The sequence below is a fragment of the Phenylobacterium sp. genome (assembly GCF_013822795.1).
Classification (GTDB): Bacteria; Pseudomonadota; Alphaproteobacteria; order Caulobacterales; family Caulobacteraceae; genus Phenylobacterium.
Window position 1 is genome coordinate 137,481 of the sequence record NZ_PNLB01000002.1, and the last position, 22,026, is coordinate 159,506.

Below are 22,026 nucleotides of genomic sequence, written 5' to 3' on the forward strand. Positions count from 1 at the left end.
GCGTTCCAGATCTCACCTTATCGAGCGGCTCCATGTCGATATTGCACATTGCGACGACCGCACTGATCGCAGGCATTGCGCTGGTGCTCGCCGGTGTCTGGGCGTTCCAGAACTATGGCGTCTATCGCTTCAGCCGCAGCGACGCGCCGCCGCCCGCTGACGGCGTGAGATCCGTTCAATTTCGCTCCAGCGACGGCCAGATGATCGGAGCGAGATTGGCCATGCCCGAACCGGGCAAGCCCGTGATCATGAGCTTCTATGGCAATGGCGCTGACGTAGACTCGTCGTTTGCGCGGCTCAGGCCGTTGCGCGATCGGGGCTTCGGGATAGCCATGATGGAGTATCGTGGTTCCGGCGCCACCGCCGGCAAATCGAGCGAGATGAACTTCGCCCGCGACGCGCTCGCCTTTTACGACCAGCTCGACGACCTGATGGGGCCGCCGGCGAACCGTCGCGTTCTGCATGGCTTTAGCCTGGGCGCCGGCGTCGGCAGCCGACTTGCGGCGGCTCGACCGTTCTCGGCCGTCGTATTCGAAGCCTCGCCCTATCGCACCTGCCTCTACTATCAGGACGCCTTCAAGGGCTTCCCGTTCTGCCAGGTGATGTGGGCTGAACGGTACGACATCGTCGACCACGTGCAGGCCATCAGCGCCCCCAAGCTCTTCGTTCACGGCGCACTGGACGAGGCCTTGCCGGTCGCGCGGGCCCGCCAGCTATTCCAAGAGGCTCCAGGTCCCAAGGAGTACCTGGAGATCCCCGAGGGCCATCATGCCGATCTCGCCAAGTTCGAATTGGCCGAGGCGATGGCTGCGTTCATCACCAGGTCCGTACCGCCCTCGTCCTGAGGCGTGATGCGGCTTTCGATCATCTTGGCCAGCAGACGGACATTCTGGTCCTTCAGCATTCCCATATGGTCGCCATCGACCCACGGCGTTTCGACCGTAGAGGGATTGGATACCGTCCCCCAGCCCAGGGTCGGGTCGAGCTCAAGGGCTCGGCGCGCCAGCAGCCGCAACGGCCGAGTGCGGAACAGCGTAACGGGCGCACTGATCTTGCCGCCTTCGTACTTGCGGGCCGCCGCCATCCAGATGTCCTGCATCACCTGATAGCGCGAGTGGGACAGGCTCGAGTTCTCGACGAAGCGGAGCCTGCGCCCGCGCATGATCCTGGTGCGCACGGCCTTGGCGCGCCGCTCGAAGAACAACGGCAGGCCCTCGATCCGCAGCAGCTGGAACTCGTCGAGAAGCCACTCGCCCACGCCCAGTTTGACGGGCGGCCGGAATTCCTTGGCGAAGCCTGGCGCATAGGTGTCGAGCACGAACAGCCGGTCGACCTTCTCCCCCGCCATCTCCAGCTGACGAGCCATCTCGAAGGCCGTGAACGACCCGCCCGAATAGCCAGCCAACAGATACGGCCCGGTCGGCTGGTGCTGCCGCATGTAGCGGATGTTCGCGGCGGCCATCTCCTCGATGGTCTCGTAGGGCGTGTGGCCAAGCACCCCACGCGTCTGGAAGCCCACCACCGCGCGGTGGAGACCAAGCTGCGCGCCCAGCTCCATCAGGTTGTTGACGTTGCCGCCGACGCCGCCGGCGATGAACAGCGGGCGTTCGTCGCGATCGGGTCCGGGGTGGATGACGGCGCTGGTGTCCCACTCCGCGTTGGGGTTGGTTTCGGTCGGCGCCGCCGGGATGGACGTTTCCAGCAGCTCGGCGAGCTCGCGGAGCGTCTGGTTGCTGAACAGGGTCGAGATCGGCAAGTCGTGGCCGAACTCGCTGCGGATACGGTCGAACAGCCGCACGGCCAGCAGCGAGTGCCCGCCCATTTGGAAGAAGTTGGTATGGGCCGAGGTCACCTTCACGCCGAGGACGGCGGACCAGATATCGGCCAGCCGCGTCTCGCCCTCGCCGCGCAGCGCGGCGTCCGCGGCCTCGTCTGCGCCCTTGCCGCGCAGAGCCGGCAACGCGCGCCGGTCCGGCTTGCCGTTGGCGTTGAGCGGAATGTCGTCCACGGCCACGAAGAAGGACGGTATGGCGAAGTCCGGAAGGCGCGAGGCCAGGAAGCCGCGCAGTTCGGCGGCTAGCGGCGCGGTCCCCTGCGTCACGAAGTAGGCGGCCAGCACCTTGTCGGATTGGCCTTGCGGCACGGAGGCGGCCGCGACGGACTGTCGAATGGCCGGGTGGGCGTCGAGCGCTTGTTCGATCTCAGTCAGTTCGACGCGGTAGCCGCGGATCTTCACCTGCGTATCGGCCCGCCCGAAGAAGCGCAGCACACCATCGCCAGGGTTCAATGCGAGGTCGCCCGAACGGTAGAGCTTCAACGACGGGTCCCAGGGCGCGGCGACGAACTTCTCCGCCGTCAGCTCCGGACGGTTCCAGTAACCCAAGGCGAGGCCGCGTCCCGCGATGCACAGCTCGCCGATGACGCCATCGGGAACCGGGTTCAGGTTCTCGTCGAGGATGTAGATCTGCGTGCCAGGAATGGCGCGCCCGATGGGCAGCGGCATGCCGCGCGACAGATCGGCCTGGGTGACCTTGTGGGCGTTGGTGACGTTGCTTTCCGTCGGTCCGTAGCCGTCGATGACCGTGACCTTCGGACAGGCGGCCATGACGCGCCCGACATGCGCGGGCGAGACCACGTCGCCGCCGACGACGACCTGCTTCACGCTGGCGAAAGTCTGTGGCCGAAGGTCAGCGACGGCATGGAACAGGCCGGAGGTCAGCCAGAGCGTGTTCACGCCGTGGCTCTGGATCGCGTCGGCAAGCTGGGAGATGGAGAGCGCACCATCCGGCGGCACCACCAGCGTGCCGCCATGCAGCAGCGATGCGAACAGGTCGATAATCGACGTATCGAATGCGAACGCCGAAGAATGCAGCGTGACGGTCTCGTCCGTCATCTCCAGCCAATCGGTGTCGCGGAGCATCCGGATGATCGACCGATGCGGCAGCACGACGCCCTTCGGCACTCCGGTCGTGCCGGAGGTGAACATCACATAGGCGATAGACTCCGCGTTGATCTCGACGACGGGCGCGGCGGCGGGCGCCTGCGGGAAGTCCCCCCAATGGACGATGCGCACGCCCTCTTGCGCAGCTGGCGGGCAGTCGCCGAGCAGGACGTTGACGCCCGTGTCGCGGGCCATGAAGCGCAGCCGGTCCTCCGGCAGGCTCGCATCGAAGGGCACATAGCCGGCCCCGGCCTTCATGACGCCCAGCACCGCAACCATCAGCGACAGCGAGCGGTGGGATGAAATCCCAACCAGCTGGCCGGGCCGAACGCCCGAGGCGACCAGCATCGCGGCCAGCGCGTCGGACCGCTGGTCAAGCTCGGCGTACGTCATCGTCTGATCGCCGAAGCGCACGGCGACCTTGCTGGAGTACCTGCCCGCGACGGTGCGGAAGACTTCGGTGACCGTCTGCGGCCCTGCGGCTCCGGGGTCAGCATGCGAGCCGCTGGCGGGACCGATCTCGCGACCGTGCGACAGCAGGGAGGCGATGGGCCGGGTCATCGCATCCGGCGTCTCGGCGATGGCGCGAAGCAGCCGCAGCAGGTTGTCCGCATGAAGCCGGATGGTGGCTTCGTGGAAGAGGTCGGTCTTGTAGTTCCAGGTCAGCTCCACGCGGCCGGGCGCATCGAACTGGTTGAAGAACAGATCGAAGAACTCGTGCCCGGTCGAATTGACTTCGATGCGGGCGACAGCAGCGCCGAGCGTGAGGCTCTCCAAGTCGGCCAGGCCGTCGATGTTGACCACGACCGGCGCGAGCAGATGGCGCGCTGAGGTCCGCGGGGCCTGCAGGTCCCGCACCAACGCGCCGTGGGTGTAGTTCTGGTGCTCGACCGCGTCGAGCATGTCCCGGCGCGCCTGGCTCAGCAGGTCGCGCAGCGAAGCGTCGCGGCTGATCGTGGCGCGGACCGGGAGGAAGCTGACGCCGTGCGCGACGACGTCTTCCAGGCCGTATGAGACCTGTCCCGCAACGGGCACCCCGACGGTCACGTCAGGCGCACCCGCCATCAGCGACAGGTAGTAGCGGAAGCTGGCGAAGATCAGGTTGCGCAGCGGCGTATCGGCTCGTTGCGCGACGCCGCGCAGCGCTGCTTCCAAATCGCCGTCGAGCCGCGTGACGACACGCGCGGCCGCGGTCGTCGGCATGGCCGGATGCGGCTTGTCGAAGGTCAGGTCCATGACCGGCAGCGCGCCGGAGTACTTCTCCAGCCAGAACCGGCGATGGGTCTCGGCCTCGGCCGAACCGCGCCATTGCGCCTCGGCCTCGACCAGGTCGCTGATGCCTTGTGCTGGCGGCAGCTCGGCGGGCGCGCCTTGCAGCGCGGCCGTGTAGAGCGCCGCGAGGTCGCTCATGAGAACGCCGGCCGACCAGCCGTCGCAGACCATGTGGTGCACGATCAGCACGAGCTCGGCCCGGCCCTGCGGCAGGCGCAACGAAAGGACGCGCAGCAGAGGGCCGTTCGACAGGTCGAACGGCGCGCCGGCCGCCTCGCGCATCAGCGCATCGCGCTGCGCCTCAGCCTGTTTCGCGTCCAGACCTGACATGTCGTGCTCACTGAGGTCGAAGCCGCCTGGCGGCCCGACGGTCAGCGTCGCGCCGTCGAGATCGAAGGACGCACGCAGAACCTCGTGCCGGTCGACCAGCCCCTCGAGCGCCGTGCGGAGGGCGGCGGGCTCGATGGCGCCGGCCACGTGCATGGAGAAGGATAGGTTGTAGGCGATCAGCATCGAGCGATCGACGAGGATGCTGCCGGCGATCTCACGCTGGCCTTCGGTCATCCCGATGACGCGCGGCTCCAGACTGCGCATCCGAACGGGCGAGGTCGGAGCCTTCGCAGCGGCCGGCTGCGCAGCGGCCGCGCCGGCCCCCAGCAGGGTGGCGAAGGCTTCGAGACGGGGCCCCTCGAACAGCTTGCCGAGCGGGATCGATGCGCCGAAGTCCTTGCGCACCCGCGCGATCATCCGCACCGCATTGAGCGAATGGCCGCCGAGCGCGAAGAAGTCGTCCTCGGGCGCAATGCCGGAGACACCGAGGATATCGCTCCAGATGGCGGCCAGCCGCGCGGTCACCGGGTCGGCGATCTGCTGCTCGGGCCGGTTCTGGCTGCGAGGCTTGCCGGCGTCCGGGGGCTCGAGCATGGCGAGCCGGATGAGGTCGACCGACACCGGCGAGACCACCACCTGGCGCCCCGCATGGCCGAACACCCGGGCGAACAGCTCAGGCGCCTCCAAGCGCCGGATCCCCGTGGAGAGCAGCTGGTTGCTGAGGCTCTGGCGCGGCTGCGCCGTCATCAGCCCGCCCGCGGCGACGGCGCGGAGGGCGAAATCGTCCAGCTGCACCAGCACATTGCCGTCCACGTCGCAGATGGCGACCTTGAACGACGCAAACCGACCCGGCTGGCTGGCGGTCAGTTCGGCATGAGCGACGATGCGATCGGTCAGCGGCCCGAAGACCTGCATCCGCCCGGCCGACATCGGCGCGTAGAGGCTTCCGCTGCGGGGCACGAGCGCCAGGCCGATCGTCGCCGCCATGTCCAGCAGCGCCGGATGCATCGGGTGTCCGGCAAGGTCGCCGTGGAAGGCCTGGTCCAGCGCGAACTCGCCGACGACGCGGCTCTGCGCCACCCGGATGTCGCCCACGCAACTCCAACGAGGCCCGAAGCCGACCAGCCGGCTCTGCACGGGCTGGCCGCTCATGGCGGAAACCGGCCAGTCGCCAACGCTCAGCGGTCCCGGGCGGGCGCTGGGAGCGTCGAGCGCGACGATGCGCGCGCGCATATGCTCGACAGGATCTGCAGTCTTTCCGGCGCGGCTTTCGATCACCAGCTCATAGCCGTCGGACGCGGGCGCCAGCCGCATCGCGACGCGGCGCGGCATGCGCTCGAAGGTCATGGCGGCGGTGAATTGCAGCGCATCAAGCACGAACGGCCGCTGCGCCATCACCGCGCAGGCCGCGGCGTGCGCAAGCTCCATGCAGGCCGCCCCCGGCAGAACCGGGACGCCGTCCACGACATGTTCGGCGACCCGCCAATCCGTTTGCGGGTCAATGACGGTTTCGAACCCGATTGAGCCGTCCACGTCGTCCTTGCGGACGCCGAGCAGCCCATCGCCGCCCACGACTGAGCCTGCGCCATAGGCCTGCGCAGCCATGCCGACGTCGCGCCAGGCCCCCCACGCGATGGAGAAGCCGTCCTTGCGACTGGCCGCGATGGCTTCCAGCGCGGCGTTGGCGCCCGCATAGGACGTCTGCCCCACGCCGCCCAACAGAACCGAGGTCGAGGAGATGACTGCAAAGAAATCGAGTGTTCCGTCCGGGTAGCGCCGGGCCAAGGTGCGCGCGCCCGTCAGCTTCGGCTCCATGACGGCCAGCGCGGCTTCGAGCGGCTGGAGCGCCAGCGGCGCATCGTCCAAAACGCCGGCCGCATGGATGACGCCGTTCAAGGCCCCGAAGCGTTCGGCGACGGCGTCCAAGGCCGTCGTGGTCGCGGCAGGATCGGAGAGATCGGCCTGGACGAACGCGACCTCGCCGCCGTGCGCCTCGATTTCAGTGCGGAGGACAACGTCTTCGCCGGTGCTGCGCGACAGCAAGATCAGCCGCGCCTGGCACGTCTCCGCCAGCCACCGCGCCATCTCGCGGCCGATGCCGCCGGCCCCGCCGGTGATCAGATAGACGCCGTTCTTTCTCAGACGCTGCGGCAGATCCCGCGGATCGACGGAAGGGACGGACTTGCGCGAGCGCACGAAGCGGCTCGTGCGCAGCGCCACATGATCGGCCTCGTTGGGGCCGACGGCTTCGGCCAGCAGGGCGTCGAGGTCGGAGCCCTCGCCGAAGTCGACCAACACCGAGGTCAGGCCTGGAACTTCGCGCGGGGCGACCCGAACCGGGCCGAGCAGCGCGTTGGCCTGCGGATTGGCCACCGGCTCGCCCGCGACGCTCGCCGTGCCTTGAACCACCAACGTCAGGTGCGTCGCATGATCGGCGTCCGCCTGTTGCAGCAGGCGGGCGAGGAGATAGGCGCCGGAAAACGCCTTGCCAGTGAGACCAAGGTCGGCGCCCCACAGGTAGAGGATGCGGGCCGGAACGGCCTGCAGCGCATCGGCCAGCGCGTCAAAGTCGTCCTGCGCATCGGGACGCACGGTGAAGCCATGAGCGCTTTGGCCAAAGCCCACGCCGGCGCGGACCGTGACGATGCGCGCGCCGTCCACGCCGAGCCGCGCCAACACCGCCTCGGAGAGCGCGTCGTCGCCCGCGAAAACCAGCCAGTCGCCGTCCAACCGCGGCGCTGGGGCGTGACGCGCCTGCTCGGTCCAACCGAGTTCCTCAAACCATTGCTCAAGGTCCGGCTTGCGCACGAGTTCGGGCGCTTCCTCGACGCCGGCGCCGACCAAGCCGCGGCCCGGCTCGACCCAGTGCCGCTCTTTCGCGAAGGCGTAGGTCGGCAGCGAAACGCGCGCGCCCTCGGCCGCGACAGCCCGCGACCAGTCCACATCGACGCCATTGGCCCAAACCCCGCCCAGCGCGGCGAGCACAACGCCAGTTTCGTCGCTGGTGTCGCGCGCCCGCGGCGAGGAGTAGAGCACGGCTCGGGGTGGAACCGGCGCATCGCAGGCTTCCAACAGAGGGCCTAGCGTCTGCCCTGGTCCGACCTCGATGACGATGCACGGGTCGCCGTCCAGAACCGTGCGCGCCGCATCGGCGAAACGCACAGTGTTGCGCAGGTGCTGCACCCAGTACTCGGCGGAGCACAGATCATCGCCCTTGGCCCAACCGCCGCGCATCGACGAGGCGATCGGCAAGGACGGCGCGTCGAAAGTCACCCCCGCGAACCCGGCGCGGAACGGCTCCAACTGGCCGTCCAGCTGCCGCGAATGCGCCGCGACCTCGATGTGGATACGTCGCGCTTCGATACCGGCCGTCGCCAGGACTTGTTCGGCCTGCTCGATGTCGGCGGTCCGGCCCGACAGCACCGTCGCCTCGGCGGTGTTGATGGCCGCAATGTCCAGCTTGTCGCCGAGATAGGGCCGCAAGCGCTCGACGGAGAGCGGCACGGACGTCATCGCGCCCGCAGGCGCATCGTCCATCACCTTGCCCCGCAGCGCGACGATCTTCAGCGCGTCGGCCAAGCGCATGGCCCCCGCCGCCACCGCGCCCGCATATTCGCCGACCGAGTGTGCGAGCACGGCGTCAGGCTGCACGCCCCAAGACTGCCAGAGCTTGGTGTAGGCGTACTCGAGGATGAACAGCGCCGGGATCGCATAGCCGGAGCGTTCGAGCTTCGCCTTGGCTTCCGCATCGCTGCGCTCGCGGCGGAACATGATGTCGTAGAGGTCGGCGGGCGCGATGGGCGGCAAGGCCGCGAAGCACGTGCGCACAGCTTCGGCGAAGACTGGAAACGACGCCAGCAATCCTGCCCCGGCGCCTGGATACTGCGCACCGCCGCCCGGATAGAGAAACACGATGCGCGGGACCTTGTCCGCAGTGCTGCCCTGCTGACGATAGGCCGAGCTGCGCGCGCCGATCGCCTCCTGCAGATCCTGAACCGTGCGGGCGGCGACGGCGAAGCGCTCGCCAAAGGCGCGGCGGCCTTCCCGCAGCGTGAAGGCCATGTCGGCCAGTGCTGGAACCTCGCCGCCGAGCGCACCGGCCCAACGCTCGCGGGTACGGTCGAGATCGGCCTTGGTGCGGGCGCTGAAGGGAAACAGCTTCCAGGCGCCGTCATCGGCCGACGCAGCGCGGCGCGGCGCTTCCTCAACGATCACGTGCGCGTTGGTGCCGCCGACGCCGAGCGAATTGATCGCCGCGCGCAGCGGGCCGCTATGCTCCCATGCGCCCCCCTGCGCGACCACGCGGAACGGGCTGCCGTCGAAGTCGAACCGGCTGTTGGGCTTCGAGAAGTTCAGGCTGGCGGGCAGCGTGCGATGACGCATCGCCTCGACGACCTTGATCAGACCCGCAGCGCCCGCCGCAGTGTCGAGATGGCCGATATTGGTCTTAACCGAACCGATGCCGATGCCGGCCTGCCGCACGCCGCCATAGACCTGCTGAAGCGCGGCGAGTTCGATCGGGTCGCCAATCGGCGTCCCGGTCCCATGCGTCTCGATGTAGGAGATATCGCCAGGCGCCAGTCCTGAAAGCGCCAGCGCCTCGGCCGCCGCTTCCGCCTGGCCGTCGACCGAGGGGGCCAGGTAGCTGGCCTTGCCCGAACCGTCATTGTTGACCGCGCTGGCGAGAATCACGGCCTTGATGTCGTCGCCGTCGGCGACCGCGTCCTCGTAGCGGCGCAGCACCACCAGCGCGACACCGGACCCGAACACCGTACCTTTGCTGTCGTCGTCGAAGGCGCGGCAAAGCCCGTCGGGAGAGAGGATCTCGCCCTCGCTGTACTTGTAGCCGACGCCGTGCGGCAGCTCGATGGTTACACCGCCCGCGAGGGCCATGTCGCATTCCATGTTGAGCAGCGACGAAATGGCCGTATGCACCGCCACCAGCGACGTCGAGCAGGCGGTCTGGACGGCGACGGACGGGCCGGTGAGGTTCAGCAGGTACGACAGGCGGGTGGTCAGGAAGTCCTTGTCGTTGCCGGTGTGGCGCAACAGGAACAAGCCGATTTCCTCGGCCAGATCGGGATTGCTCAGCAGGTTGAACGGCAGATAGGCCTGCATGCCCGAGCCAGCGAACACGCCGATGCGGCCGTCGAACGTCTCCGGCACGTAGCCGGCGTCCTCGAGCGCCTCCCAACCGCACTCCAGAAAATGCCGATGCTGAGGATCGAGGATCGACGCCTCGCGCGGCGAGAACCCGAAGAAGCCGGCGTCGAAACAGTCCATGTCCGGCAGCACATTGGCCACGCGCACGTAGTTGGGGTCGGCAAGCTGCCGACGGCTGACGCCACGCGCCAGAAGCTCGGCGTCGGTGAGACGCTGCGAGGCGGTGCGGCCGTCGCGCAGCATCGCCCAGAATTCATCGACATTGCGCGCCGAGGGAAACCGCCCCGCCCGTCCGACGATGGCTATACGATTGCCAGGCGCCGCGTTCGAATCGTGCCGATCCACGTCCCCGCTCCCCTGATCCTACCTGCGACCCATTCTGGCCAGGCGAGCGGCGGCGCGCGCCGCGCCCCTGTCGGCGGCGGTGTTGGTCGAGCCGACGTCGCTGGATAGATGCGCCGCGATCGCGCGAACCGTCGGGAACCGGAAGATGTCCGTGATGGCGATGTCCCTCGCGAAATGCCCCTTCATGCGCCGCTGCACCTGTACGACCAGCAATGAGTGCGCGCCGAGATCGAAGACGTTTTCGGTGACCGAGATCTCCTCAAGGCCAAGAGCGTCCTTCCAGATCGCCGCCACCGCCGCTTCCATATCGCCCGTGGCCTCGACCATTTCGCCGCGCTCAGCGACGGCCTTGGGCAGCGGCAAGGCCTTACGATCGATCTTGCCGTTCGGCGTCATCGGCATCCGGTCCAGGACGACGATCTGCGAAGGGCGCATGAACTCGGGCAGCTTTTCGGCCAGGCTCGCCCGCAAGTCGCGCTCGCTCGGCTGCGAGGCGCCCGCCGTGACGTAGGCGACCAGACGCATGTCGTTGGCGCCGAACTCCGCCATCTTGACCGCCACCTGCCGGACCGCGTCGGACTCGGCGATAACCGCCTCGATCTCGCCCAGCTCGATACGGTGGCCTCGGATCTTCACCTGGTTGTCGGTCCGGCCCAGGAACTCCAGCGTTCCGTCGCCCAGCATGCGCACCAGGTCGCCCGTGCGATACCAGCGCTGGCCATCGCGTTCGACAAAGCGTTCAGCCGTCAGCTCCGGCCGCCGCCAGTAGCCGCGCGCAACGCCTGCGCCCGAAATCCACAGCTCGCCTTCCACCATGCGCGGAGCGACCTGCCCGCCGGCCACGCGCACGCTCAGGCTGGTGTTGGCGATCGGCTGGCCGAGCGGCACCCGCTCGGCCACGACATCGAGCGATGCGACCGAGGACCAGATCGTCGTCTCGGTCGGCCCGTACATGTTGAGCAGACGGCCCTCGAACCCGGCGCGCAGGTCGCGGGCGAGGTCCGGCGGCAGCGCCTCGCCCCCGATCATCAGGCAATCGAGCTGTCCGAGCGCGCGCTTGCCCGCCGCATCGGCGGTGAGATAGGCGGCCATCGAAGGCGTGCATTGCAGATGGGTGACGCCGTTCTGAATGATGTCCTCGGCCACCGAACTCTTATGGCCGACGCCGCCCTCGCGTTCGAGCTCGCTCATCAGCGCGCGAATGTGCTTGAGGTTCGCCAGCACGGTTTCGGAATCGATGCCGAAATCGATCAGGCAGGCGATCTCGTCGACGCCCGCGGCTGTCACGTCGCGCACGATCTCCTTCGCCGTTTCCGGCGTGCCGAACAGGCCCGAGCGGCGATAGTACCGCTCGAACGCATGGTCGAGCAGCGCATCGAGCTCTTCCGGCGTCAGGTCCTCGCTCTCGAAGATATCCTGCGGGCTGCCGCCCGCGGCTTCCGCCCGCGAAACGAAGGTCGGGAAGGTCCACGACGCCCGACGCACTAGGTCGACCGCGCTGTTCAGATAGGACTTCATCGGCTGGCGCGCGGTTTCCAGCACGGTTTGCTCGTCGTCCGAGACGAACGAATGCATCATCAGCACGACATGGCCGTCGCCTTCGAAACCGGCCTGGGCGCGCGCCTGGCGATAGGCGGCGATCTTGTCCTTCAGTTCGTCGAGGGTCTGGCCAAGCAGATGGGTGAGCACGCCGCACCCCAGGCGTCCCGCCTCGGCGAAGGTGTCGGCGTTGCCCGCCGCCGTGATCCAGACCGGAATTTCCTTCTGCACCGGGCGCGGATGGATGTTGACCGCGACCGGCTTGCCGTCATGGCCGGGAAATTCCACCGCTTCGCCGGCCCACAGCCGCCGGAGAGTCTGGACCGTGCCCAGCGCAATCGACTTGCGCTCGGCGAAGTTCTCGGGACGCAGGATGAAGTCGTTCGGCTGCCAGCCAGACGCGATCGCGATGCCCGCGCGCCCGCCCGACAGGTTGTCGACGAGCGCCCAGCTTTCGGCGATGGACACCGGATGATGCAGCGGCGCGACCACCGAACCGGCCCGCAGCTTGACGTTCTTGGTCATGCCCGCCAGCGCTGCGGCGCTGATCGCCGGGCTTGGATACAGGCCGCCGAACTCGTGGAAATGCCGCTCTGGGGTCCAGATCGCCTCGAAGCCGTTCTGATCGGCGAACTGCGCGCCCTCGAACAGGACGCGATAGGCGCCTGCGCCGGCCGCCCCTGACTGGGCTGCGAAGTAGAACAGTGAAAAGGCGGGAATGTCCGCCTTGCCGCCCGAAACCTGCAAAACGATGGTCGCGCCGCGCGTCAGCGTCCACAGAAGCTCCAGCACGGAGATGTCGAACGACATGGACGTGACGGCCAAAAGCCTCGCCCCGCGCTCAAGCGGCACGGCGCCGTCCATCCCTGCAAAGAAGTTCGTGACATTGCGATGCTCGATCATCACGCCCTTCGGCCGACCGGTCGAGCCGGACGTGTAGATCAAGTAGGCCATGTCGCCCGCCGCGCCCTGCATGCCGGCGAAGGGCTCTGCAGCCTTGTGCGAGACCACGCGCGCCGGGTCGAGGAAGCCAGGCAGCGCGGCGCCCGTGTCGGCCACCACCAGCGCCGCCTCGGAGTCTTCGACCATGAAGGCGACGCGATCTGACGGATAGGAGGGGTCGAGCGGCAGGTAGGCTGCGCCAGTCTTGAGAACGGCCAGCAGGGAAACCACCAGATCGGCGCTGCGATCGAGATAGATGCCGACCACCGCGCCCGGCCCTGCGCCGCGTGCGGCCAAGGCCCCGGCCAGGCCGGTCGCCCGCTCCTCGAGCTCCCGATAGGTGAGTTTGCTGCCGCCGCCCTCGACGGCGATGGTCTCCGGCCACTCCTGCGCGGCGTGCGCGATCAGCGCATGGATCGTGTTCGGATTTTCCGCCGGTCCGCCCGCAGCCGTCGCCGCGGCGTCGCCGCCCAGCGGTATGGCGGACAACGCAGCGTCCGGCCTGCCGAGAAACGCCTTGCAGAAGGCGCTGAAGTCCGCGGCGATCACGCTCAGGACGTCGGGTGCGTAAAGGCCGGCGCGAACCCTGATCGCCGCCGGATTGGCGCTCAGCGCCATCTCGGCGTCCGTGGCGCTCGGGCCATCGGCGACCACCGTCCCCAGGGCGGCCAGGGCGCCCCGCACGACCGCTTCGTCTCCAAGCCGCAATGGCAGGTCGACCGCCATCGGCGCATGCGCCCGCGCCTTGCTCAAGGCTTCCGCATAGGCCGCGAACGCCGCCTGGGCCGTGCCGGCGGGGTCGAACTCCACCGTGACCGGGAAGCGGCGCGACAAGGCGACCCCGGCCGGTTCAGCCTCCACCGCCAGCGTTACGCGCGGTTGGCTGGCGAGGGACGCCAGCCACGCAGCCCACGCCGCGCCGAGCGCATCTGCAGACACCCGTCCAACGTCCAACGCGACCTGGCCGGCATCGGCCGCATGGTCGCGCGGATAGGGAAGTTGGATCGGATTGGCGCTCTCGAGCGCCTCCTCCCAGAAGGCCTCCGAAACGCCGACGCTACGCAGCGTCGCAGCCTCGACCGGAACGAGCGGCGGCAGCACGGCGCCGACCGCGACGCCCAGCGACCTGGGATCAAGCGCCCCGCCGTCCATGTCGGAAAGGCCGGTCAGCACGACCGCGCCGTCCCCGGCCATCAACGTGATCGAGCTGTCGTCGAGAGCGAGGACGCGGCCCGGCTCACCCCTGGCGTCCAACGCGCGCTCGAGTTTGCTGACCGCCACCAGTCGGTCGCCAATCAGCACCTTGGGCAGGGCAAGAGGATTCCGGCGCGCGCCGAAATCCAGCGCCCGCACGATCCGGCCGAGCTCCTTCGCGGGCCGCGTCAGATCAAGAACGCCGAAGTTGGCGGGACGTTTGGCGCGCGCATACCAGCCGCGGTCCCCGCTCAACGGCGTCGCGTTCAGCCGCCCGACGGCAAGGTCGGCCAGCAGTTCACGGAAGGTTTCCTCGCCCGCCTCATAGCAGCGCAGATTCAGGCTGAACGCCGTCTCGTTCGGCGCGATCGCGAAACGCTGCGACTTCAATGCGCGGCCCGCATCGACCGCCTCCACCATCTCATGCCACGTCACGGCATGCTCTTCGGCGCCTTCGAGGATCGCCCAGGCCGGCGCGTTCTGACCACCGCGTCCCGGCAACGGGCCATCGTGGAAGTTGATCGCCATCATCCGCGCGGAGGCCAGCGTTTCAGGGGCCAGCACCGCAAGGTTCGCCACGCTGAAGAGGTAGTCGGCCCCGGCTTGCTCCAGCTCCGGTCGGACCGGGGCGCCGAGCAACCGATAACCGTGCTCCCGCGCCCAGACGATGATCTGGGGGGCGGCCGTGACAATGCCGGCCACCTGCCCGCCTGTCTCTATGAACGCTTCCGCGCAGCGGATCAGAAGCGTGCCATCCCCAATAAAGTAGGCGCTTTGCCTCGACATTTGGAACCGCCTAAGGTTCGACCATTCTGGCCGACAAGGATTTTCCCGCGACAGGAGAGATTGTCTAGTTACATACTGAAAAGAATAACGTGTACGACGCCCGCACGGCACGCGATTGTTAGGCCACTTAACAACTTTTCCAGAAATACGGTCGGGTAAAGCGATAAGATCAGACAGACATTAATTAATGACTTCTGAAATAACCAATCAACTTAACCAAAGCGGTAAACGGAGACGCTGAAAGCGGTCAGCTGACGATGATCAGGGGGGGCTGAATCATGCTGGACTTGATCCAAGTTGATCTTTCCATTCCGGTTACGAAAGAGCTTACAGCCTGTCTTTCGCCGGAGGAACTCGCCAAGGCGAGATCCTTTCATTTCGATCACCTGCAACGGCGCTATCTGGTGGCGCACGCCGCGCTTCGGAATGTCATGTCCAGCTATCTGACGCGCTCCCCCTCTGAATTGTCGTTTGTGAAGAACGAATGGGGCAAGCCCAGCGTTCCGGGCGGACCGCATTTCAGCCTGTCGCATTCGGATGATCTCGCCGTGATCGTGGTGGATCTCGAGCGTGAAACCGGAATTGATCTGGAGACCGGATCGCTTGCCCTAACCCGCGATGAGATGACCTACGTCCTGTCGCCGGAGGAACTGGCCGAACGCCGCGAACGCGATCTCGCGGACGCCGATCACCTGCAACTGTGGGTCAGGAAGGAAGCCGTCCTGAAATCTCTCGGCAAAGGGGTCGCCTATGACCCCTCGCGGCTCACGGTCGGCTTCCACTCGCTGGACTTCAACCGATGGCGGGAGGTTTCAACCATCGACGATGGCGCGCGCTATGACTTTCATCTGCTCGATGTTCGCCTCGGCGCGATGAGTTGCGCCGTTGCGCGACGGGATGAACCCCTAGCCACAGGCTCGATCGCCTTCCGGAGCTGGAGCCCGGAGTCGGGAGCGTACTAAGCGCCGGGCTCTTTCAGGATCAGTGGCGGATGCTCTGGGGACGTTGAATCGTCGCCATACTCAGAGCGAGAGCTCCACCTCGCAACCTACCATGGAGCCATACTTGCTTGCAACCATTCCTAGAAAGCGCTAGCGGCCGGGGCCCGGCCGTCGTGTGGTTACGCTAGTTGCGTCGAGGCGATTGGGTCGATGAAATAGTCGTCGATCGTCATTCCTCGGCCAAAGAGGAACTCGTCAGCCGTTGGCAAATTCGGATCGCTCGTTCGATCATCCACGGGCCTTGTCGGCGTTAGGTGCCAGACCGTCCCAACGTCCGCAACGGGTCAGAAGCGGGCGAGGCTGAGGTTCGCGCGAGCGGACCTCATCTAGTGTCCGCTTATCGGCTGCCACCCAACTTCCGCTGATGGCACCAGGCGGACAGGTCGCCAAAAAATGCGAGCGACTAACTAGTTGAAGGCGACGTCTCCGCCGCACGAATTTTCTGAAGCACTTGCTTCAACTGATCGTCCGATAGCGCACCGCGCAGCAAATAGCCGTTGATCACCAAGCCTGGGGTTCCCTCAAGCGCCAAGAGAGACGCCTCGCGTGCATTTCGTGCCAGAATGGCGTCGATGTCCCGGCGGTGGACCATCATGTCGTTTGAGAGCCTCGCCCAATCGACACCGGCCTTCTTGGCGATGGCGTCGACAATGTCCTCGTCGCTCAACCGTGTAGGCGAGCGCATGAAGGCACTGTGCACCGCGTCGTACCGCCCCTGATAGTTCGCCGCCAGCGCCACTCGCGCGGCATACGCCGACGCCCCGCCAAAGATGGGCCATTCCTTGTGCACCACGGCCAGGCGGCTGTCCGTCTTCAGCGCAGAGGCTAAAACGGGCTCCATTCGCTTACAGTAGCCGCAGTTGTAATCGGCGTACATGACGATGATGACGTCGGCGTCCGATGCGCCCGCCAGCGGCGTGCCAGGATTGCGCAGCAAGTCCCTAAAACCTACCTCGGCAGCATTGACTGGCGTGCAAAGAAGGAGGGCGATCGCAAGGGCGGCGGCGCAGCGGAAAAGCATGAGGAACTCCAGGACGGAGCCTCAAAAGTCAGATTGAGGCTGTAACGGCAAGCGCCGATCTGGCCCCCTGGAGGCCCGTCCTCGATGACGCAGGCGAGGCTTAGGTCTAAAGGCCCGAAAGGCGCGCCCGCGCGTTTGCCAGTGCGGATGATGGCCAACCGGAAGCGCTCAGGCCCTTTCCGCTCGGCCGCCTACTAATTGAAGGGCTGGAAAGTGGCTCCCCGCATTGGTCTTCGATGGCGCTTACATGGGCAGCCGACATGCCCGCCAGCCCACAGCTCGCGACAACGTTAGGTCGGCTTGCTGAAACGGGGAGCACTCAAGCCATCCGGCACGGTGCCCGTAGGATCAGGCAACAGTTGAGCGACCCGGCACACGCAACGTGTTCAGCACCGCCAGGCGCGGACGCGAAGAGCGTCCCTTGGAGGGCGACAACGCGACGGCGGTAGCCATCCTTCGTCGCCCTATTCGCCTTCGTCGGCTGCCCCTGCGTGCTCTCGATGTGCTCACTGGGGAGGCACGGTAGCCGGTGTCGCCGGCGCGCCGGCGACGCTCTCCACGACCTTATGGGCCTGGCCGCCCCACTTGTAGTCACTCACGAACGGCGCGCCCGGGATCTCAAGGGCGTAGATGCTTTTGTCACCACATCGGCCAGCGCGCGCGGGAACAGAGCAGGAGCCGCATCGAGGCGGAGGCCTTTCGGCCGGATGCGCGCGCAAAGACGATCCTGCGCGGCAAGGCGGCGGCCGCTCAGGATCTGCGAGCGTCGGGCGGCGCCTACGATGTCGATGAAGTCCGCAGGTTGCTAAACGGGGTCACACGCCAGGCCGTGGACAAGCGGGTCCACGACGGGGCGCTTCTGGCGGTTCCGGGGCCGAGCGGCCATCGGCATTTCCCCACCATCCAGTTCAATCGAGATGGCAGCGTCGTCGACGGACTGAAGGGCGTGCAGGCTGCTTTGAACTTCTCGAGCCCCTGGGCTGTGCTGAACTTCCTGGTCAACGACAACGACCGTCTGGGAGGGCGTCGGCCGATCGACCTCTTGCGGGACGGTAAAGTGGAGCCGGTTCTCGTCGCTGCGCAGAGCATCGGCGTGCAGGGGGCGTGAGCGCCCCCTCCCCCCAGCGATCTGGCCAGCCATACGCTTCACCTGCTGGAGATCGAGATGGGCGTTGTTATCCATCGCTTCTTACACGCTCGGAGATGGCGCGCGGCGCTTTGATCCCATCTACTCCGATCAGTCGCTGCAGGGGCGGTTCAACGCTCCAGATGCGAGCTATGGCTTACTCTATGCCGCCAAGGCGGAGCCTGGGGCCTTCGTCGAGAGGTTTCTGCGATCGCCGGGCCGTCGGGACATCGATCCCGGCCTGTTGGACAACAAAGGATACCCTCGGCTGAAGGTGCTTCGCCCGCTGAGGGTGGTGGAGTTCGATGGTCGGCGGCTCGCCCCACTAGGGGCAACCGCAGCTGTGCCGCATGGCGATCCGCCCTACGATATCCCCCAGACTTGGTCGCGTGCCTTGCGCGACCACCCCGCAAAGTCGCCTACACGGCGCGCCATGACCCTTCCGAGCTCTGCTATGCGCTGTTCGACAGCCCCGATCCGCCAGTCGGGGAGCTTCGGCGCGATTACGATTGGTTCTGGCGAGTGGCGGACCTCTACGAGGTTGGTTTAGCGCCTTGAGCGAAGAGCACGGTGATCGGGCGCCAGAGCCGCGAAGGGGCCGCCACTTGCCCCTTCAAGTGCAACGCGGCCCGCCACGTCTCGCCGTCAGAATCTGACGGCGAGGTCGAGGTGGAAGGCGTGGTCCTGCGCGTCCTTGGCGATCTGGCCGCGGTATGAGGCTCCGAGCGTGACGTTCTTCTCCGAGCGCAGGTCGAACCCGGTCTCGATCAACGCGGCGTTCTCGGCGATCGGCGCGCCGACAATCGAGAAAGCGTCTCCGCCTGAGAAGGCGAGCGTGGCGGCCGGGTCGAGATCGCCGACCGCATGCCGCCAGGCCAGGGTTCCTCGCACGGTTAGGTTCATGTTCGAGACCTGGGCCCCGCCCGCGGCGCGCACGCCGAGCGTTGAGACGCCGACATCGACGTCCTCACTGTGCCCGGTGAGCGCCGCGGCGCCGCCAAGTTCGTGCAGGTCGTCGGCCTGAAGCCGGACCGCGGCCAGGCCGGCGAACGGCTCAAGCGCCGCCTCACCGGCGTCGATCCGGTAGCCGATCTCGCCGAAGGCCTGGGTCGTCTCGGCCCGGTGGTCGGCCCCCATTCGGTCGTTGAAACCGGCGAAGGCAACGGATCTGCGGGTCTCGAGGTCATGCCAGCTCCGGCTGGCGCCAAGGCGCACGCCGACCGCGCCCCACTGCCCGCCGCCATAGACGCCCAGATGGTAGTTGTCGCTCTCGATCGAGGACATGCGCTTGTCGAGTTCGAACTCGGACTGGCTGAAGCCGGCCAGGGCGCCGAGGCGCAGGCCGTTCTTCACCGCGACGTCCCCGCCGAACAATAGGCCGCCGGTCGAGCGCTTCAGCTTGGCTGTGCCGCCCGTGGCGTCGACGTGGCCCCAGGAACCATAGGCCTGACCCCAGCCGACATAGGATCCGCCGCTGGGCGCCGGGGCCGCGCCGACGGCGCCGAAGGCCGATCGCAGGCGCTCGATGCCGGTCGCGCGCAACAGGCCGCTCTCCTCGATCAGGGCCGCCCTCGTAGACGCGTGGATCTCGCCGGAGAGCTGGTCAAAAGCGCCACGAGCGGCTTCGCCGTCGAGCACCAGCAGGCTGTTGTAGAGACCGAGCGTCTCGCCTGTCTGCGGCAGCGCGTTGAGGGCGAGCGCGGTGGCGTATTGGTTCGCCGTCTGCGCCGCCGTCTGGAACACCACAGGGGCTCCGCCGCCGGTTTCTCCGCCCTTGATGCTGATCGAAAGCGCGACCCCGCCGGTTGATGGGTCGAGGGCGAGGTCGAGGAAGCTGGAGGCGCTGGTCACGCCGGCGAAGCTTCCGATAATCCCGCTTCCCGCGCTCACCAGGCTGTAGCGTTGGCCGGACTGGTAGCTGATCTCGGGATCGAGCGTGGTCAGGACGACGTTGGCGCCGGTCAACGTCGCCGTTCCCGTTACCGAAATCTGGTCTCCCCCCCCGTCGGCGGCGATCTCGGCCGCATAGGTCGAGCCCGGCGCGAGGACGAGGTCGCCGTTGACCCTGAGCGTGCCGATCGAATTGCCCGGAGCGATGGTCCCGCCCGCCCTGATCGTGGTCGAGCCGACCGTGCCCGAGCCGCCAAGCGCCGCCCCCGAGAACACCGTCACCGCAGATCCGGCCAGTGAGCCGTTGACCGAGAGCTTGCCCTCCTCGACGCTGGTCGGGCCGGTCAGGCTGCTGGTCCCGGTGAGCTTCAGAACGCCCGCGCCCGTCTTGGTGAGACGACCCGAGCCGTTGATCGCATTGGCGAAGCTGGCGTCGGCCGCCTGGTCGATCACCAGCGCGGCATTGTTCAGCACCGTTCCGCCGCCGAAGCCGGCCGCCGCGCCGACCAAGGTCCCGTCGGTGATCGTCGTGCCGCCGGTATAGCTGTTGACCGCGGTCAGCATGGTTACGCCAGAGCCAAGTTGTTCAACGCGCCCGGTTCCTGAAATCACCCCGGAGAGGCTCATCGCGTTCGCGCGATTGAAGACCAGGGCGCTGTTATTGACGACGTCGCCGACGATCGAGCCGGTGGTTCCGCCGGCCCCGAGCTGAAGCGCGCCCGAGGTGATCGTCGTGCCGCCGCTGTAGGCGTTGACGTCGGACAGGATCAGGGTCCCGGCGCCCAGCTTGGTCAGGCCTCCAGCGCCGGAGGCTGCGCCGTCCAGTTGCAGCTCCACGCCGCTGGCCACATCGAAGCCGCTGCTCCCGATCAGGGTCACCGCCCGCGTCGTGACGATATCCGCCGTGGTCGCCAGCACGCCGCCGTTCAGGACCAGATCGCCGCTGGCCGCGCCGAGGTTCGCGTTGGACGAGATCTGCAGCGCGCCGCCCGTGATTGTCGTGCCGCCGGTGTAGGTGTTGACTCCCGACAGAATGACCACGCCGGCGGTGTTCTTCGTAGCACCAGCGGCGCCGGCCAGGATGCTGCTCACCTCGCCGGACCGCAGATCGAAGCCGGCCGTAGCGGAGAGTGAGCCGCCGGACATGGTTCCGCCGGACAAGCGGTAGGCGCCGGTGACGGTGACGTTGTTGGCGAGCGAGAGGGTTGCGCTGTTGGCCAGAGTGTGGCCCGTAACGTCGACGTGGTCGTTCAACAGAAGGTTGCCGGACGCGAGGACGAGGTCCGAGTTTGTGTTGACGATCGATCCCATGTCCGACTGGCCGATCCCTGCGCTGACGCCCGTCAGCGTGCCGATGGTCGCGCCTGAGCCGCCGGCGATGATGAGATTGCTCGCTGTGTCGTTCTGAATGTCGCCTGCGATCAAGCCGCTGTTCTGGAGCCCAGTCATAACGGCCGTCGATCCATAGGCCAGGGCCGTGGGGGCGATGATGGTGCCGCTGTTGCTTAGGGTTGCGATGTATCCGTCATTGACCAGACCAATCTGATTGGCAGACATCACCCCGTTGTTGACGAGCGAGAAGATTGTTCCGCTGTTCGCAACGGCGCGGTCGCCGGAGATGGCGCCGCTGTTCTGCAGAGCCCCGATCATGCCTGCATTGAGCAGGCCGGCGGCCGAGCCCAAGGTCCCAGAGGAGGATGCGACTAGGTGCCCCTGATTGCTCAAGGTTTGGATGACGCCCAGATTGACGACGGCCCCAAGTCGGTTCTCTCCGTCTTGGACGGTCGCGTCGAGGGAAACCACGCCGGAGTTTGTGAAGGTCGTGATCGTGCCGCCGCCCATGTTGGCGACGCCTGCCACCAGATTCCGAGCGCTGCCGCCCGGGGCTGCGCCCGTGATCTGGACGACGCCGGTGGTGCTGATGAGGCCGGTATTGGCCAGGGAGCCGACGTTGCCATTGCCAGCCGTGGACAGGCCGGCGATGACGTTGTTGAACCCAGCTCCGCTGGCGATCGTGCCGACGGCGCTGATCGTGCCGTTATTGTTGGCGGCGCTCACCGTCCCGGCTCCGGCAAGGAAGGCCGCCGCAATCGATCCGTCGCCCGAGATGGTGCCGTTCAGCCGGACGAGGCCGCTGCTTAGGAAGGTGCCGACCGTTCCCGCCGTGATGAGCGCGGCCAGCGTTCCGGGCGCATAGACATTCGAAGCGATCGTCCCCGCGTTCGTGAACGTCAGATTGCCGCCGATCCAGGCGATGCAGTCGTTGACGTCACCGACGACCGTCGAGTTAGTACTAAGATTGATGCACGCTGCTGCGGCGGCGGGCTGCGCCCCGCCTAGGTTCGCCCCTACGGCCAGGAGTGAGGCTCCCGCAAGCCATTGCACTCGGCCAAAGCGCTTGCCGCGCCCGCTCGTCATACGCCCCATAACCCGCCCCAAAAGCACATCTACAGATCGTGCCTTGCCTACGAAATCG

8 protein-coding genes are annotated in these 22,026 nt (G+C 67.1%); 4 read left to right on the plus strand and 4 right to left on the minus strand.

Features of this window, described 5'->3' with window-relative positions; all coding sequences use genetic code 11:
- The first annotated feature begins 32 nt into the window (after positions 1–32).
- Entirely contained in the window at positions 33–845 is an 813-nt protein-coding gene (locus tag C0481_RS02300; protein WP_293400312.1) for a hypothetical protein, read from the plus strand.
- Here the strand turns inward: C0481_RS02300 and C0481_RS02305 are convergent.
- The gene (locus tag C0481_RS02305) at positions 767–10,051 is read right to left on the minus strand and encodes a non-ribosomal peptide synthetase/type I polyketide synthase (protein WP_293400314.1); all 9,285 of its coding nucleotides are present in this window, start codon (positions 10,049–10,051) and stop codon (positions 767–769) included. The genes C0481_RS02300 and C0481_RS02305 overlap by 79 nt on opposite strands.
- 18 nt (positions 10,052–10,069) lie before the next feature.
- The gene (locus C0481_RS02310; protein ID WP_293400315.1) at positions 10,070–14,428 is read right to left on the minus strand and encodes a MupA/Atu3671 family FMN-dependent luciferase-like monooxygenase; all 4,359 of its coding nucleotides are present in this window, start codon (positions 14,426–14,428) and stop codon (positions 10,070–10,072) included.
- Between the two features lie 362 nt (positions 14,429–14,790).
- Between C0481_RS02310 and C0481_RS02315 the strand changes: the two genes are divergently transcribed.
- Positions 14,791–15,474, plus strand: a complete 684-nt coding sequence (locus C0481_RS02315) for a 4'-phosphopantetheinyl transferase superfamily protein (protein ID WP_293400316.1) — start codon at positions 14,791–14,793, stop codon at positions 15,472–15,474.
- Positions 15,475–15,916: 442 nt separating this feature from the next.
- Here the strand turns inward: C0481_RS02315 and C0481_RS02320 are convergent, their stop codons facing one another.
- Positions 15,917–16,534, minus strand: a complete 618-nt coding sequence (locus C0481_RS02320; RefSeq protein ID WP_293400317.1) for a DsbA family protein — start codon at positions 16,532–16,534, stop codon at positions 15,917–15,919.
- An 829-nt stretch (positions 16,535–17,363) separates the two neighbouring features.
- On the opposite strand from C0481_RS02320, the gene C0481_RS02325 reads away from it, so the two are divergent.
- Positions 17,364–17,642: a hypothetical protein gene (locus C0481_RS02325; RefSeq protein ID WP_293400318.1), complete on the plus strand. Its 279-nt coding sequence runs from the start codon at positions 17,364–17,366 to the stop codon at positions 17,640–17,642.
- Between the two features lie 64 nt (positions 17,643–17,706).
- Positions 17,707–18,210: an RES domain-containing protein gene (locus C0481_RS21845; protein ID WP_363223061.1), complete on the plus strand. Its 504-nt coding sequence runs from the start codon at positions 17,707–17,709 to the stop codon at positions 18,208–18,210.
- A gap of 95 nt (positions 18,211–18,305) precedes the next feature.
- Here C0481_RS21845 and C0481_RS02330 read toward each other — a convergent pair whose 3' ends face one another.
- Positions 18,306–21,977, minus strand: coding sequence for an autotransporter domain-containing protein (locus C0481_RS02330; RefSeq protein WP_293400320.1), 3,672 nt, complete (start codon positions 21,975–21,977; stop codon positions 18,306–18,308).
- Positions 21,978–22,026: the final 49 nt, after the last annotated feature.